Source organism: Tenuibacillus multivorans (genome assembly GCF_900103915.1).
Classification (GTDB): Bacteria; Bacillota; Bacilli; order Bacillales; family Alkalibacillaceae; genus Tenuibacillus; species Tenuibacillus multivorans.
In genome coordinates, this window is record NZ_FNIG01000004.1 from 258,917 (window position 1) to 274,401 (window position 15,485).

Annotated in this window: 17 protein-coding genes; 8 read left to right on the top strand and 9 right to left on the bottom strand. The window is 38.0% G+C overall.

The window, feature by feature from the left end; all coding sequences use genetic code 11:
* Positions 1-225 precede the first annotated feature (225 nt).
* Both BLP77_RS08505 and BLP77_RS08510 read right to left on the bottom strand, forming a co-directional pair.
* Positions 226-2,331: a heavy metal translocating P-type ATPase gene (locus BLP77_RS08505; protein ID WP_093856695.1), complete on the bottom strand. Its 2,106-nt coding sequence runs from the start codon at positions 2,329-2,331 to the stop codon at positions 226-228.
* 2 nt (positions 2,332-2,333) lie between these two features.
* A complete protein-coding gene (locus tag BLP77_RS08510) occupies positions 2,334-2,690 on the bottom strand; it encodes an ArsR/SmtB family transcription factor (RefSeq protein ID WP_093856696.1) in 357 nt (118 codons plus the stop codon).
* Between the two features lie 124 nt (positions 2,691-2,814).
* Between BLP77_RS08510 and BLP77_RS08515 the strand changes: the two genes are divergently transcribed.
* Complete coding sequence (locus BLP77_RS08515; RefSeq protein WP_176753013.1) at positions 2,815-3,318, top strand: GNAT family N-acetyltransferase; 504 nt, start codon at positions 2,815-2,817, stop codon at positions 3,316-3,318.
* A gap of 135 nt (positions 3,319-3,453) precedes the next feature.
* Here BLP77_RS08515 and BLP77_RS08520 read toward each other — a convergent pair whose 3' ends face one another.
* From BLP77_RS08520 to BLP77_RS08530, 3 genes are all read right to left on the bottom strand, one after another.
* The gene (locus tag BLP77_RS08520) at positions 3,454-5,247 is read right to left on the bottom strand and encodes a M3 family oligoendopeptidase (RefSeq protein ID WP_093856698.1); all 1,794 of its coding nucleotides are present in this window, start codon (positions 5,245-5,247) and stop codon (positions 3,454-3,456) included.
* Between the two features lie 138 nt (positions 5,248-5,385).
* Complete coding sequence (locus BLP77_RS08525; protein WP_093856699.1) at positions 5,386-6,081, bottom strand: VOC family protein; 696 nt, start codon at positions 6,079-6,081, stop codon at positions 5,386-5,388.
* 21 nt (positions 6,082-6,102) lie between these two features.
* Complete coding sequence (locus BLP77_RS08530; RefSeq protein ID WP_093856700.1) at positions 6,103-7,098, bottom strand: LLM class flavin-dependent oxidoreductase; 996 nt, start codon at positions 7,096-7,098, stop codon at positions 6,103-6,105.
* Between the two features lie 92 nt (positions 7,099-7,190).
* Here BLP77_RS08530 and BLP77_RS08535 point away from each other — a divergent pair, with 92 nt between their 5' ends.
* Positions 7,191-7,520, top strand: a complete 330-nt coding sequence (locus BLP77_RS08535) for a hypothetical protein (RefSeq protein WP_093856701.1) — start codon at positions 7,191-7,193, stop codon at positions 7,518-7,520.
* Positions 7,521-7,550: 30 nt separating this feature from the next.
* Here the strand turns inward: BLP77_RS08535 and BLP77_RS08540 are convergent, their stop codons facing one another.
* The gene (locus tag BLP77_RS08540; protein WP_093856702.1) at positions 7,551-8,177 is read right to left on the bottom strand and encodes a class I SAM-dependent methyltransferase; all 627 of its coding nucleotides are present in this window, start codon (positions 8,175-8,177) and stop codon (positions 7,551-7,553) included.
* A gap of 121 nt (positions 8,178-8,298) precedes the next feature.
* Here BLP77_RS08540 and BLP77_RS08545 point away from each other — a divergent pair, with 121 nt between their 5' ends.
* The 4 genes from BLP77_RS08545 (at position 8,299) to BLP77_RS08560 (ending at position 11,084) form a co-directional block, all read left to right on the top strand.
* Positions 8,299-8,763, top strand: coding sequence for a MarR family winged helix-turn-helix transcriptional regulator (locus BLP77_RS08545; protein WP_093856738.1), 465 nt, complete (start codon positions 8,299-8,301; stop codon positions 8,761-8,763).
* Positions 8,764-8,833: 70 nt separating this feature from the next.
* The gene (locus BLP77_RS08550) at positions 8,834-9,070 is read left to right on the top strand and encodes a glutaredoxin family protein (protein ID WP_093856703.1); all 237 of its coding nucleotides are present in this window, start codon (positions 8,834-8,836) and stop codon (positions 9,068-9,070) included.
* Between the two features lie 64 nt (positions 9,071-9,134).
* Complete coding sequence (locus tag BLP77_RS08555) at positions 9,135-9,470, top strand: YppG family protein (RefSeq protein ID WP_093856704.1); 336 nt, start codon at positions 9,135-9,137, stop codon at positions 9,468-9,470.
* A 108-nt stretch (positions 9,471-9,578) separates the two neighbouring features.
* Positions 9,579-11,084, top strand: a complete 1,506-nt coding sequence (locus BLP77_RS08560; protein ID WP_093856705.1) for an MFS transporter — start codon at positions 9,579-9,581, stop codon at positions 11,082-11,084.
* A 286-nt stretch (positions 11,085-11,370) separates the two neighbouring features.
* Here the strand turns inward: BLP77_RS08560 and BLP77_RS08565 are convergent, their stop codons facing one another.
* The 3 genes from BLP77_RS08565 to BLP77_RS08575 are packed head-to-tail and all read right to left on the bottom strand — an operon-like array spanning position 11,371 to position 13,791.
* On the bottom strand, positions 11,371-12,231 hold the full coding sequence (locus tag BLP77_RS08565; protein ID WP_093856706.1) for a DegV family protein: 861 nt from the start codon (positions 12,229-12,231) through the stop codon (positions 11,371-11,373).
* A 45-nt stretch (positions 12,232-12,276) separates the two neighbouring features.
* On the bottom strand, positions 12,277-13,173 hold the full coding sequence (locus tag BLP77_RS08570; protein WP_093856707.1) for a DMT family transporter: 897 nt from the start codon (positions 13,171-13,173) through the stop codon (positions 12,277-12,279).
* A 12-nt stretch (positions 13,174-13,185) separates the two neighbouring features.
* A complete protein-coding gene (locus BLP77_RS08575) occupies positions 13,186-13,791 on the bottom strand; it encodes a rhomboid family intramembrane serine protease (protein WP_093856708.1) in 606 nt (201 codons plus the stop codon).
* Between the two features lie 109 nt (positions 13,792-13,900).
* On the opposite strand from BLP77_RS08575, the gene acpS reads away from it, so the two are divergent.
* Both acpS and BLP77_RS08585 read left to right on the top strand, forming a co-directional pair.
* Entirely contained in the window at positions 13,901-14,260 is a 360-nt protein-coding gene (acpS, locus tag BLP77_RS08580; protein ID WP_093856709.1) for a holo-ACP synthase, read from the top strand.
* Between the two features lie 159 nt (positions 14,261-14,419).
* A complete protein-coding gene (locus tag BLP77_RS08585) occupies positions 14,420-15,439 on the top strand; it encodes a LolA family protein (RefSeq protein ID WP_093856710.1) in 1,020 nt (339 codons plus the stop codon).
* Positions 15,440-15,485: the final 46 nt, after the last annotated feature.

Here is a 15,485-nt window from a genome sequence, read left to right on the forward strand (position 1 = left end):
TCCCCATTGAACCTACTTTTTTGCCCCATGAGTGCTAATAATTCCCCATTGAACCTACTTTATTACCCAATGAGTGTTAATAATTCCCCGATGAATCTGCATTTTTGCCCCATGAGTGCTAATAATTCCCCGATGAGTCTGCATTTTTGCCCCATGAGTGCTAATAATTCCCCGATGAGTCTACTTTATAGCCCAATGTTTGCTATAAATTCCCCATTGAACCCACTAGTTGGTTTCCTTACTTCTGATTAACCTTAATGCGTTGAGCGTAACAAGTAGAGTAGCGCCCATATCTGCTAAGATGGCAATCCATAGAGTGAGCCACCCAGGAATAACTAGCAGTAGGGCCAACACTTTTAAGCCTAACGCGAAGGCAATATTTTGTTTGATGATGTTTAGGGTGCGTCGGCTTAATCGAACCGTGAAGGGAAGCTTTTCTAAATCGTCCCCCATTAGTGCAATATCCGCAGTCTCAAGAGCTGTATCTGTTCCAGCGCTACCCATTGCAATGCCAACATCAGCAGTAGCCAGGGCTGGGGCGTCGTTCACACCATCGCCAATCATCGCGACCCGACCGTGCTCGTCGTGTAATTGTTTAATCTGTGTTTGTTTATCTTTAGGTAAAAGGTTTGCTAGAAACGACTTAACTCCGACTTGATTCGAAATAGATCGAGCTGTTTTTTCATTGTCTCCCGTCAGCAATACAGATTGTTTCATACCAAGTCCATGGATTTTGTTTATCATGTTTTTCGATACGTCGCGAACCGCGTCAGCAATGGCAATAAGACCGATTACTTTGTCATTTTGACTCATCAGAACAACTGTATGCCCCTCTTCTTGTAAGGTTTCGACCTCATCGGAAATGTATGGACTAACAGAATCAAACATTGAAGGACTCCCGACTTTATAGGTTTCACCATTAATTGAACCCGTAATTCCTTTGCCTGTTATTGATTGAAAGTCGTTGATATCATACTGCTTAATAGTCAAACTCTCTGTAAAATCAATAATGGCTTTAGCTAATGGGTGTTGCGATTGACTTTCTAGTGCACTTGCTATACCGAAAAATTCCTCTTTTTGAATTGATTCATCAAAAATACGATAGCTTTGGACAACAGGTTTTCCTTGAGTAATTGTTCCGGTTTTGTCAAAGGCAATAGCCTTGATATGACCGAGCGATTCTAAATAGGCACCACCTTTAACAAGAACACCGTTACGGGCTGCACTTCCAATAGCTGTGACAATCGCAACAGGTGTTGACACGACTAGGGCACATGGACAACCGACGACTAATACTGCAAGCCCTTGATATAACCATGTTTCGAAGTTCAGCCCGAAAAATACTGGTGGAACAATAGCCACGCCAAGAGCGATTAACATGATTAATGGTGTATAATAAGCCGCAAAACGATCGACAAACTGTTGAGCAGGCGCTTTTTCATTCTGTGCTTCTTCAACTAAATGAATAATTTTTGCAAGTGTTGTATCCTTAACGAGTTTGGTCGTGCGAACTTCTAAATAACCTTCTTCGTTTAACGTTCCAGCAAAAACTTCATCATCCAAGGCTTTGTAGACGGGCACTGATTCACCGGTAATGGCGGCTTGGTTGATGGAAGTTTCGCCTTTAACGACAACACCATCGACTGGTATTTTTTCGCCTGGTTTAATCATTACGACGTCGTTTATTTGAATGTCCTCAACGTTTACCTCTTGTTTTTCGCCATTACGGATAACATTTGCGGTTTTCGGTGCAATTCCCATCAAGGACTGAATTGAGTTCCGTGCTTGATCCATAGAATAGGATTCAAGCGCTTCACTAATCGCAAATAAAATAACAACAGCTGCCCCCTCAATCCATTCACCGATTAAGGCAGCGCCAATGACAGCAATGGTCATCAATGTATTCATATCAAATCGAAGACGTACAAGATTACGAAAGCCTGTTAAAAATAGTTGATGTCCACCAACGACAATAGAGGCGATAAATGCTCCAAGCGTTAATGAATGGTCTGTACCTAATTGAAAATGTGAGATAAGCCCGGTAACAAGTAATATAAAGGAGCCAACAACATTTCCGTTTTCTTTAACATAATCCAAAAATGATTTTTGTGGTGTATTTTCATACTCTTGGGTGACTTTTAAATTTTCGAAGGATCCGGCTTTTTCTAGTTGCTCAATTGAAGCCGAACCTTCGACTTTAATTTTGGATGCGCCGAAATTAACCTCGGCGTTTTTGACTGTGGAAATTTCTTTAACATTATTTTCGAATGTTTTAGCGCAATTAGCACAGGACATGCCCTGCACATAAAAGCTTTGTTCTTCACTAGCCATAGTTACCCCTCCAATTCCTCTTGGTGCTCGACAGCTACTTTAATGAGGTCATGGACGTGGTGATCATCGAGCGAATAATAGACGTTTTTCCCTTCTTTTCTTACTTTCGATAAGCCATGTTTTTTTAGGGTGCGTAAATGATGTGATGCTGTGGCAACAGATGAATCGGTTATTGCTGCAACATCGCATACGCAAAGTTCCTTTTCTACCGTGAGTGCGTGGGCAATCTTGACCCGCGTTTCATCACTTAATATTTTAAAAAGCTGGCTGACGGATTTAACCGGGACTTCCTTCAAGGATGTATGAACAGATTGTAGTTGATCCTCTGATACATTTGACGTGCAGTTTGGAAGCTTCATAAGCTATTCCTCATTTCATTCAAATATTCATTTGATTGTATTATATTCAAATTGTCGTTTGAATGTCAATGAATTGAATTGATTATTTTTTTCAATTAAAATTTTAATGAAAGAGGTGACGAGGATGATACGAGAAGGGCAGTTAAAGGATTTAGACAAGATTGAAAGTCTCGTTAAACGAGCTAAAGAAAAAATGCTTGAAGAAGGTAATGACCAATGGGATGATACATATCCGAAACGTGAACATTACGAGGACGACTTACGTCATGGTCGGTTATTTGTTTACGAAGAAAAAGGAAGAATTCTTGGAGCAGCTTGTATCAGTGATACAGGTCACTCTGAATATGATGAAATTGATTGGAAGACAACCATAAAACCTTATTTATGTATGAAGCGATTAGCTGTCGATCCAACGACACGCCAACGAGGAATTGGGCTAAAATTTTATCAATTTGCAGAAGAGTTAGCTAAAGATAGAGAGGTACCATCGCTCAGAACAGATACGAATGGTGCCAATAAAGCAGCTTTACGCTTATTCGAAAAGGCTGGCTATTCATTTGTTACAGCAGAACGCCATGGACATTATAAAGAACCATTTGTTTATTATGAAAAAGTGGTTGGGAAGTGAAGTGAAAGCACTCGCCATCTATTAGTGAGTGCTTTTAATAACACTTTAGGTATGTTTAACGTTGTAAAAGGATTTAGGTATAAAAAAACTAAGGCCTTCGCCATTAGCGTGGCGATAAGCCTTAGTTTTTCTTTTTTATTCAGTTAAGCTTAAATACTCTTTTACATCGTTTTTACAAAGCTCAATGCCTTTTTCCCAGAATGATTCTTTTGTAATATCTTCACCTAAATGCTTCATGGCAAGATCTTCAACAGTCATAACAGCTGTATCACGGAGAAGTGCCATATATTTATCTTCATAATTTGTACCTTCTTCCAATGCTTTTGCATAAATACTTAGGGAGAATAGGTAACCAAATGTGTACGGGAAGTTATAGAATGGAACACCCGTAATATGGAAATGTAGCTTATTAGCCCAGAAGCTTGGACTTGTTGAGTTCACAGCATCACAATAAGCCTCACGCTGCGCTTCATCTGTTAATTCATTTAAGCGACTAGCAGGAACGAAACCATTTTTACGCTCTTCATAGAATCTTGTTTCAAATAAGAAACGAGAGTGAATGTTCATAAAGAATGCGACACTTCGCTGTAATTTATCTTCAAGTAAGGCCACTTTTTCGCTCTCTGATGATGCCTGTTTAAGAGAGGCATCTGCCACAATCATTTCAGCAAAAGTAGATGCTGTTTCCGCCACGTTCATCGCATAACGACGATTTAATGGATGCACACCTTTTAACGCATAAGAGTGGAATGCGTGACCAAGCTCGTGTGCCAGCGTTGCGACGTTAGACATCGATCCACTGTAAGTCATGAAAATACGGGATTGTTCGCTTAATGGGAACCCTGTACAGAACCCGCCTGGACGTTTACCCGGACGGTCTTCGGCTTCAATCCAGGCATCTTCAAAGGCTGTTTTCGCAAAGTTTGCCATCTTCGGACTAAACTTCTCAAAATGTTCGAGGATAAAGGCAGCTCCATCATCATATGAAAGTTTCTTTTTATTCTTTTGAGTCGATGCGCCAAGATCGTACCACTCTAGTTTTTCCTTACCTAATAGTTTAGCTTTACGATAAAGGAAATCCACAAAAGGGTCTTTGTTTTTAGAGATTGCTCCCCACATGGCGTATAATGTATCCTGTTGCATGCGGTTAATATCAAGTGGCTCTTTTAAAACGTTATCCCAGCCTCGTTTTTGATACGTATTTAAACGGAACCCGGCTAAGTGGTTTAAAGTTTTAGCAAATAGATTTTCTTTTTCTTTCCATGTCGCTTCTAGCTTTTCAAAAACTTCTTTACGCACCTCAGGATTTTCATGGGAAAGAAGGTTGTTGGCCTGGCCAACTGATAATTCTTTTTCTTCACTTTCAACATTAACGGTTACTGTCATTCCACCAACAATGGTGTTATACATTTGTCCCCATGCATGATAGCCATCAACGGATAAAGCAGTAATAAGCGCCTCTTCATCCTCGGAAAGCTGCTCTTGTGCTTGTGTACGCCATTCATTCAGCACAAAATTAAGCTCGCTAAGCTTTTCATGATTTAAAAGCTCGTTCCAAACGTTTTCATCGGTTTTGGCTAGCTTTTGTTTTAGAATGTTAAAGGCAGAATTAAATAGTGCCGACATTTCCGTAATTTCACTTCGGAGAGCACTAGCCTTTTGGTCACTCATGTCTTGTGCTTCCAAACAACTGACAAATGCTCCAGCTTGACTTACGCTCATTAAGATATCTGCTGCTTGATTTAGTGTTTCGGCAACTTGATCAGCTTTAGAAGCTGATTTGGGTGTTTTAAAATCTTTTAACTGTTCTGCGTATGTACGAACGCGGTCTTTAGTTTGATCTAAATGTTTACGAAACTCTGGTGATTCACTACCACCTTTAAAAAAGACTTCTAAGTCCCAGACTATAGGGTATGCTGTTTTACTCATCAGTGAAGACCTCCTATTAGCTTCAAAATTTTCTTAATTTATTGTCATTATTATACCATGATTATTACTTCGGATAAAGAATATTTCGTAATATGAAATAATAAAAACGTTCCCAGATTAAGCTGGGAACGTGCACACTTAAAAAATCGATCTAAACTTGATTAAATTAAATTTAAACCTCGCTTCTATACCGCGACCCTGTTGAACAAACAATTTTCCGTTTTCTAATTTCCATTCATAAGTTGTACCAGATTGCTTGGCATCATCTAGTTGATAAATGCGTTTTAATTGGTTAGCAAATTCATCGGGGTTTTCTGAGAAAATCGTGACGTTATTAAACTCACTTGCATTCATATCTGCTTCGCTAGTGGGTTTGTTTCCTTCCCCACTCCATTCAATTAAAAATGGCAGCGGTTCTGCATCAAAATCATATTTTGGAAAAAGCATTTTCCATTCTAAAACACTGCCATCAGGCTTTGTTCGCTTGCCTGGAAAGGGACCGATATACTCAATTCCTTTCTCATCAAAATGTTGTTGATATTTCTCCATTTGATCAACTCGAAGCGCAAATTGGATTGGCCCTTCCTGACCTTTTTCTTTTGCAAAAGCAGTATGCTGTATAAGCGGGTTTTCGGAGGTCTGGGCTTTTTCATCGTCATCAATTCCGAGCCACTCAATATACGCATTGTTTTTAAAAAAAGCGAGGTAATTGAAGGTTCCCCAATCATCGTGTTGACCTCCTGGAACACCAACTTGCGTATGTGATGATGTGAAGATTTCCTGATGCCTTTTTGGATCATTAGAAAAAATAACGAGATGATCAAAAGCAATCATTTTCGACACTCCTTATGAAATCTACATATTAAAAGCTTTCGCGAGCTTTGTATACGACTCTAACCGACGTTCAAATGGACTAACAATTACATTCACCATCACTTCATTAACTTGAAACGCATGAGCGAGGTCTTCAATTTGTTGTTTAACGCTTCGGACGTCTCCTATAATCATTCGTTTACGATTCTCATTAATGCGTGCCTGTTCATACATATTGTACGTTTGCTGGCTAGCTTCTTCAGGGGAAGGGAAAAATTCACGTACTTGACCTTGCTCGATCATAAGTAGAGCTTGATCGAGGCTTGAGGCTAAAAACTCAGCTTCCTTATCTGTATCGCCTATAACAGCGAAAATGGCCACGCTGGCATAAGGTTCTTGCATCATAGGTGAAGGAATAAAACTATTATAATAACGGTCAATAGCGACTGGACTGCCATCACCGTTAATAAATTGTGCAAATGTATACCCAGTTCCGAGCTGGCCGGCTACAGAAGCACTTCCACCACTAGAACCTAACATGTGTACAGGTGGCGTCGTTTCACCGAGTGGTGTGGCTTTAACTTGATAGCCTTCAGGGTCTTTCCCTAATAAATAATCAATTAAATGAGACACTTGAGTCGGATAGCTATGTACATCCGGATATTTCCCACGATTCAAAGCATAATTCACGCCAGGCATTCCACCAGGCGCTCGCCCTACTCCCAAATCAATTCGCTCGGGATATAGCCCTTCTAATACCCGAAAGGATTCTGCCACTTTATATGGACTGTAATGCGGAAGTAAAACGCCCCCAGTTCCAACACGGATTTGTTTTGTATTGGCCGCTACTGATGAGACTAAAATCTCAGGAGCAGATCCTGCCAAGCTTTTCGTGCTATGATGCTCACTCATCCAAAAACGTTTATATCCTAATTGATCAACATGCTTAGCTAGCTCTATCGTCTGTTTTAAAGCATCTCGCTCATTGTTTCCTTGTAATAGTGGTGATTGATCTAAAACACTGAGCTGAATAGTCATTTGTCGACACCTTTCTATAAGTAAGTTATGATTATAATTGTTTGATATTTATTACAAAATTTCAATTGATATGCATGGGGAAGTGATGTTGTATGGGCGATAAAAAAATAGCGTGTTATCGTTGTGATAAGGAGATTAAAGATAAGACAGATTTAGTTGTCGCAAATAAATTTAAATTGAAACCGTTTCATAAAAAATGCTTTAATAAACATATTGATGAAAAACGTCAACGAGGTACGATGTTTTATGATCCATTGCCAGTCAATAGTAAAAGAGGAACAACTATGGCTTTAGTATTTGTGTTTCTCATTTTACTGTTTACCTTTGTGATAAAGGTTAATTATTTAGCTTACTTTTTATGCTTTATTTATCCATTTTATCGCTTAATGAGCTGGGCTATGTTCGAAGCCAAATTGTCTTAAATAGATTCATGGATTAAGGAGAAGCGTTTTTCATGCTTCTCCTTTTTGGCATACAGCGATGCCTAAGGGGTATTTAACTCCTTCACGCTGATGAGGCTCCATGACGACACCATTTTGGTAAAAGAATTCAACATGTTGATAGTCATTTGTGAAGAGTTCTTTAAATTCTTCCTGAGTTAACTGATGAACGTGAAAAGGATTCCCGCATGGTTCACCACGACCTTTACCAAAAGGTGTTGATACAATAAGAGTCCCACCTGGCTTGAGTAAACGATCGTAGTTATTTAATATAGCTTGTTCATCCTCTATATGTTCAATCGTTTCAAAACTAACGATACAATCGAAGGTTCCAAATGATTGATTTAAATTCGGATCGGTTGCATCAGTAATATGATAAGACGACTTAGGATGGTAGTATTCATTGTTGGCGTATTGGATAATGTTTGGATCAAGGTCAACTCCAATTACTTCGTTAACTTGTTTTTTGCGACGTTTTGCTATCATATGTGTGCCATAACCTGCCCCACAAGAAAGATCTAAAACTCTTCCATATAAATAATTTAATGCGAACTGATAGCGAGCAATATGTTCGAGTAGTAATGGATTTAATGGATCCATTAGGTTCGGAATGACGCGTTCACCTGTATCTTCAATCATGTTTGAGTCCCTCCTAAAAGCAACTTAATTATGCCAAATTTCTACTCATTTGGAAACTATTTTGACGCTAAACAATCTAAACTCTATAATTATCTTAGGTAGATGGGAGGGTATGGTGGATATGGATAAAGAAATATATGAACAAAGAAGAGAAGATGATTCATTAAAATTATTTGTAGTTTTATCAAAAGCAAGTCGGACATTATTGGATTTAGCTGAAACGGACATGGAGCGGTATGGGTTAAACCCAACCGAATTTGCAACACTCGAGCTATTATATCATAGGGGACCACAACCCTTGCAAAAGATCGGTGACCGGATTCTGTTGACAAGTGGCAGTATTACGTATGTCGTTAATAGTTTAGAGAAAAAAGGATATTTGGATCGTGTGCGCTCAGAGGATGATCGCAGGGTCACATACGCTCAAATAACAGATAAAGGACAAGCCTTGTTGGGTGATATTTTTCCAGAGCATTGGCTAGAAATTCAAAGGATTGTATCCGGATTATCGGGTGAAGAAAAACAACAGGCGATTAAGCTTTTGAAAAAGTTAGGTGTTCATGCAGAAAAGCTAAGAGATTCATAAATGATTGTTTATTTAAAACTTATAGTGGGTATAATGCTCTATGGACACAATAATTTAGAGGTGAGCATATTTGCCGGAGCAAAAAATAACGGTTTACACTAGGGAAAATTGTACGAAGTCAGAGCGATTAAGGAAAATGCTGAATCGTTGGGGGGTTGATTTTGAAGAGAAAAATGTAACTGAGAACCGAACCTATTTAAAGGAACTTCAAAATCACAATATTTTTGCTGCACCTGTAACTTTCATTGGTGATCAATGTATTCAAGGTGTTCAACATGATCGTTTAAAATCTGAATTGGATTTATAAAACTTTTTTAGACAAACACCCTTTTTTGATTATTTTTCATATGATGTTTTAGGGGGTGTTTACGATGTATCATTTCCAATCTCAACATGAGAACGGATATTACCCAGTAAACTATTACTATCCATCCTATTACGATCCAACGCAGCAACAGCAACCATACTATTATCCTTATAATAACTATAACCAACCGTTATATTTCGAAGTCCCAAGTAATGAAGGGACTCAATATCAAAATTTCCAAAATCAACAATCACCATTTATTCAATATTTTCAAGATGATAATGGGGAAGTTGATATAGACAAAGTTATTAACACGACTAACCAATTTGTGAAAACAGCAGCTCAAGTTGGTCCGATGGTCAAATCATTAAACAACTTTGTTAAAGGGATGAAATTCTAAGGTCTTTCGAATTTTTTTCGGAAGATCTTTTTTTATATTTTATTTTTATTTATTTATGATAAAATGAAAAGCATTGCTTCAAGTGATTAGTAGAAAGAGGGTTAATTAATGATTAAGAATAAGGTGACCAATACATCTTTTTACTACGGTTGGGTCATTGTATTCGTCTCAGCTTTAGGCGTCTTCTTCTCGGGGCCAGGGCAAACATATGCCGTATCTGTCTTTATTGACGTTTATCGCGAAGATTTTGGATTTTCCCCATCCTACATATCTAGTCTTTATTCTGCTGCTACATTACTAGCAGGTTTTTTATTATTTACAATAGGAAAGTTAACAGATCTATACGGTCAACGACTTATGATGACCATCGTTGGTTTTGCCTTAGCTTTTGCAACGTTTTGGAATGCCATGATTATAGGGCCGCTAATGATGTTTATCGGCTTTTTTATGCTACGGATATTCGGCCAGGGATCGATGACATTACTACCGAATACTTTAGTTCCGCAATGGTTTCTAAGAAAGAGAGGCCGGGCGTTAAGTGTTATGGCAATTGGTGGCTTTGCAGGTGCAGCTTTATTTCCGCCGTTAAATGTGTTTTTAGTTCAAACGTTTAGCTGGCGGATAACATGGGTTATTTGGGGAGTCGCTTTACTTGTCATTTTTGTACCATTAGTCATTATTTTCGTTCGTAACAAACCAGATGATATTGGCGAAATTATGGATGGTAGAGAAGATTTAAAGGTAAAGGTCATAAAAACTTCACGTTTGCCCCTCTTTACCATGATCAGTTTGTCTACTCTTATCGTCCTAACTTTAATACCGACCATCAATGAGTATTTATTAAACACATTTGTATGGTTTCCTAGTGTGGTTATTCGTATAATATTACTAGCTGTAACATTAATGGCACTGATCGTGGTCTTGCGAAAAAGATATATATCTAAGACGACCAACGGGGTTGAAAAAATTGACGATCAACCAAAGTCATCTGTCAAGGAGATGATAACGGAAGATAATGAGATTAGCTGGACATTAAAAGAAGCCACGAAAACAAAAGCATTTTGGGTTATTTTATTCTGTGTTAGTATTCCAGCTATGACGAATACGGGGATTACGTTCCACTTAGTTTCAATTTTTGAAACTAAAAATTTATCCATGGAGCTTTCGGCAATTATATTATCTTTAATGGCTATAATTGGATTTCCAGTTACCTTTATATCTGGTTATTTAGCTGATCGGATTAAAGTGAATCATATTTTAGCGATTACCTTTCTAATTCATGTCGTAGCAATTAGTTGGTTGTTCTTAGTACAGAGTGCTACAGGGGCCATTATTTATGGGGTAATATGGGGATTAGCTCATGGATTTGAGCGAATAGCACTAAATATTGTTTGGCCGAATTATTTTGGCAGAGAGCATTTAGGAAGTATTAAGAGTATTGCACAGTCAGCTATGGTTGTAGGATCTGCTTTAGGGCCATTACCATTTGGTTATTTCTTTGAATGGTTTGGTGGATTTAGTGAAATTTTGATCGTGATGTTATTATTCCCTGCAATAGCAATGCTATTAGCCTGGTTCTCCCCAGCCCCTAATTATCAAAGATACCACAGATAAAAAGGCTGGGACAAAAATATTTAGAGGGTGATGAAAGGCGAACAATATCATCTAATATCATTAAAAATGAACGGAGTCAAAATGCGTAGACGCCTGCGGGAACAGCACGAGTCTCGAGACCCCGCAGGCAGCGCTTTTCTGCCGAGGAGGCTCGAGCCGTGCCCGCGGCAAGCGAAGCATTTTGACGTAGTGAATAAAATCTGAACTCATTCATGAATAATTGAATCTAGTTCGGATTTTATGTTTTTAATAAAGTTTTGTTTCAGCCCTCTTCTTAATATCTATCTTATTTCTTATCTTCCAGAAAGGAAATGACGAGTCCACCTTCGCCTGCGTGGGTAGCGATTAACGGCCCCATCTCAACTAAAAGCTCCTCGGATGGGTTATATTTCTCTTTAATTGATGCGAGTACCTTCTTGGCTTTTTCTTCACAATTACTGTGTGCGAGTGCGATGGTTTTTCCTTCTAGTGATTTGGTATAGTCACCAATCTGTTCAACTAAACGTCGTAGGGCTTTCTTTTCCCCGCGTACCTTTTCAGTCACCTCGATGTCGCCTTCATCTGATGCTTTCATCAATAGTTTAATATTTAATGTCTTGGCAATGGCACCTCGAACTTTATCCAACCTACCGCCTTTAATTAAGTTTTCAACAGTTTTTAATGAAAATAGCGTTGCCGTACGCTCAACAGATGCTTTTACATGATTAACGATTTCATGAAAGTTAACTTCTTTCAGCTTTAATTTAACGGCTTCATTTAATAGTAAAGCTACTCCGCATGAAGCGGTTTTAGTATTAACAATTTCAATGATTCGGTCAGGCTCCTCGTCCAATAACATATTTTTCCCAAGCTCTGCATTTTGATAGGTTGCACTTAAATTCTTAGTTAACGACAGCAATAATATGGGTATGTCAGGATTGATCTCTTTAAAGGCATTGTAGAAATCGTTTGGACTTGATGCGGATGTTTTCGGTAATTCATCTGTGGCCTTCATTTTTTTATAAAATTCTTCTGTGCTTAAGTCGACACCAGCCTTGTATTCCTCATTGGCAAAATGAATATTTAACGGAACAATTTTGACGTTGAATTTTTCGATTAATTCTTTTGGTAGATCAGCTCCCCCATCTACCATTAATTGAAATGACATATACTCACCCTCTTTTATTAGTGTATGGCCTAAAAGACATGTTTTTTATTCAATCACTTTGACTTTCTTTTTCTTCGATGTACTAAAAATAAAAAGGATCAACCCAAAAATGACAATGGTTCCACCCAGGAACTGTGACCACGTGACCCATTCATCCAAAATGAAATAGGCTAGAATGGAAGCACCAACTGGCTCGAATAATATTCCCATTGTGATGGTAGAGGCATTAATCCATTTAATAGCCCAATTAAACAAGGTATGGCCAAAGAAAGTAGGGAAAATCGCTAAAGCTAAGAAATAGAGCCACGTATCAGTCGAGTAACCGACGAATGGTTCCTTAAGTATTAGATTATACAGGATTAACGTTATCGCACTCATCCCATAAACGACAAATGTATAAGTGATTAATGATAAACGCTGGCGTACATTTTGCCCAAATAAAAAATATCCTGTTATCGTAATGGCACCCATTAAAGCGAGGAAGTTACCGAAGAGTGCCATTCCACTTATTTGAAAATCGCCCCAGCTAATAATCACACTACCTGTAAGGGCAATAATCATACTAATGACAGCACCACTTGTAAACCTTTCTTTAAAGAAAAAGTAACCACCTAAAAATGCCCAAATTGGTTGTGTCGTTACTAATACAACAGAGCTTGCAACAGATGTGTGATTGAGTGATTCAAACCATAAAATGAAATGAAACGCTAGAAATATCCCAGCTGCAATAGAAAAGAGCCAATCCTTTTTGGATATTTGAGCTATCTCACCTCTGTATTTGATTAGCACGAGAGGCAGCATTAGAATAACCGCAAATACTAAGCGGTAATTAGCAATGATAGAAGCGGGAGCATCGGCGAGTCTGACAAATATGGCGGATGTTGATACAGTTAAGACACCAATGATAACGGCGATGTATGGCATGATTTGTTTTTGCTCCATTTATAGACACCTCTAATAATAAGATATACGTATTCGATCAATCAGAATTGGCCCTAGTGCAACACCGCTAATAAAACCAAATATATGTGCAATATAATTAATGTGTGGGCCAAAAGAGGTTAAAAAACCAATAATGATAAAGACAGTTACAATTTGTCTGCTTTGGGAATCAATAAGATCTTTTCTAGCAAACATCATATAAGCATATAAACCAAATAATCCGTATATGGCTCCTGATGCCCCGACGTACTCTGCCATAGGATTGCCTAAAAACAAGTACGCAACATTTGGAAGTATGCCCATTATCAAGTATGCTAAAATAAATTTGACTTTACCTAATAAGTGCTCTAATGCAGGTCCGAATAAGACCAAGCTAAAGCTATTAAATAGGACATGCATCAATCCACCATGGACGAATATAGGCGTTAATAATCGCCAATATTCACCAGACTCAATGAGTAGATTTTGTCCGACCATAAGAAATCTTATATCGATAAACAAAGGTATTGGAATGAATTCTGTAAATATGTAAAGGATGAGATGAATCGCGACAATCGTTGATATAATAGGATACCATCTTAAGAATTGCCGAAAGCTTTCCGTTCTAATAAAAAACATATGGGACGCCTCTTTCATCAAAAGTATAACCGTTTCTTTTAACACTTTTCTATAAGAATACTAATGATTGCTTAAAGTTTCAATTAAAGTGAGAAAGAAGGGCTAATTTATGATCCAAGGAATTGGAATAGATATTGTAGAGTTAGATCGTGTTGAACGATTACTTTTAAGACAAAAAAAATTTCCTCGTCGCATACTTTCTACTAATGAATGGGAAAGGTTTAATCAATTATCAAATCATAAACGAAAGGTTGAATTTTTGGCAGGTCGTTTTGCTGCTAAGGAGGCATACAGTAAAGCACTCGGAACAGGGATCGGCCAACATCTTTCTTTTCAATCATTTGAAATTATGCCGAATGATATGGGACAACCTAAAATATACATAGATGATAAGCAGCATCCTAGCGTTCATTTATCGATCTCTCATAGTCAGACTTATGCCATTGCACAAGTTATCATAGAAAAATAAATTTTCTTGGATAGCTAGTCTGCATATTCAGACAAGTTGTCACATATAGTGTATTGCGGGGTAACAAATGATCCAATGTGCACATTGTCACCGCAACACGAATAGATTGCTTGTTCCTTAGAATAAGCTATTGAATTATGAGGCGAAGGAGTTGTCTGAATGAAAGGTAAACTAGTGCTCTTCATTTTACTCTTGTCAATGGTAGGGCTACTTGCTGCTTGCGGGGAAGATACGGTCGATGATGTTGTGAATTCACTAAACAAAAAAGAACAAGACATGGAAAGCTTTAAAACAACAGCGACCATGGAAATCCAAACAGGAGAAGAACCACAGCAATTTGATGTACAAGTCTGGCATAAGAAAGATGACTATTACAAAGTGGTACTGCAGAATCAATTAGATGATAAAGGAAATCAAGTTATATTACGCAATGACGAAGGTGTTTTTGTATTAACTCCTTCCATCAACAAAAGTTACAAGTTCCAAAATGATTGGCCAAAACATCACAGTCAGCCGTATTTATTCACCTCACTCGTATCGGATATTAATAATGATGCCGATCGTGAGTTTAAGGTTACTGAAAATTATTACGTCTTCACAGTGAAAACAAATTATAAGGGCAATCAACAGTTACCGTATCAAGAAATTTACTTCCATAAGAAATCATTAGAACCAGCGCTTGTCAAAGTATTGAATTCACAAAACGAGCCAATGGTTAACGTTGATTTCTCTGATTTTGAATTCAATCCAGAAATTGCAAATACTGAATTTGATACAGAAGAAAATTTAGCTGAAGGAACTGTTAGCGTTCCAACCATGGCTGAATTAGAAGAACAGTCTATGGCCGTTTATTACCCGGATAACCTTCCAGAAGGTGCTGAGCTAGCAAGTGAAGAAGTTGTTTCATTTGAAAATGGAGAACGGTCAATCTTATCATTTGAAGGTGACAAAAATTTCACATTGGTTCAAGAGATGTATCAATCACATCCGACGAATATAGAAGTACCAGTCTATGCTTCGGGTGAGATGGTTGATTTAGGATTTACAGTGGGTCATTTATCAAATAACACCCTAGAATGGCAACAAGATGGTATGAATTTCGTGTTGGCGAGTGACACTTTAACCGTTGATGAAATGGTTGTAGTAGCAAAATCTGTACAAGATCGTGCGATGAAGTAAAATGAAACATAATCTGACTAAATTACCCGTAATATTTAAGATATTA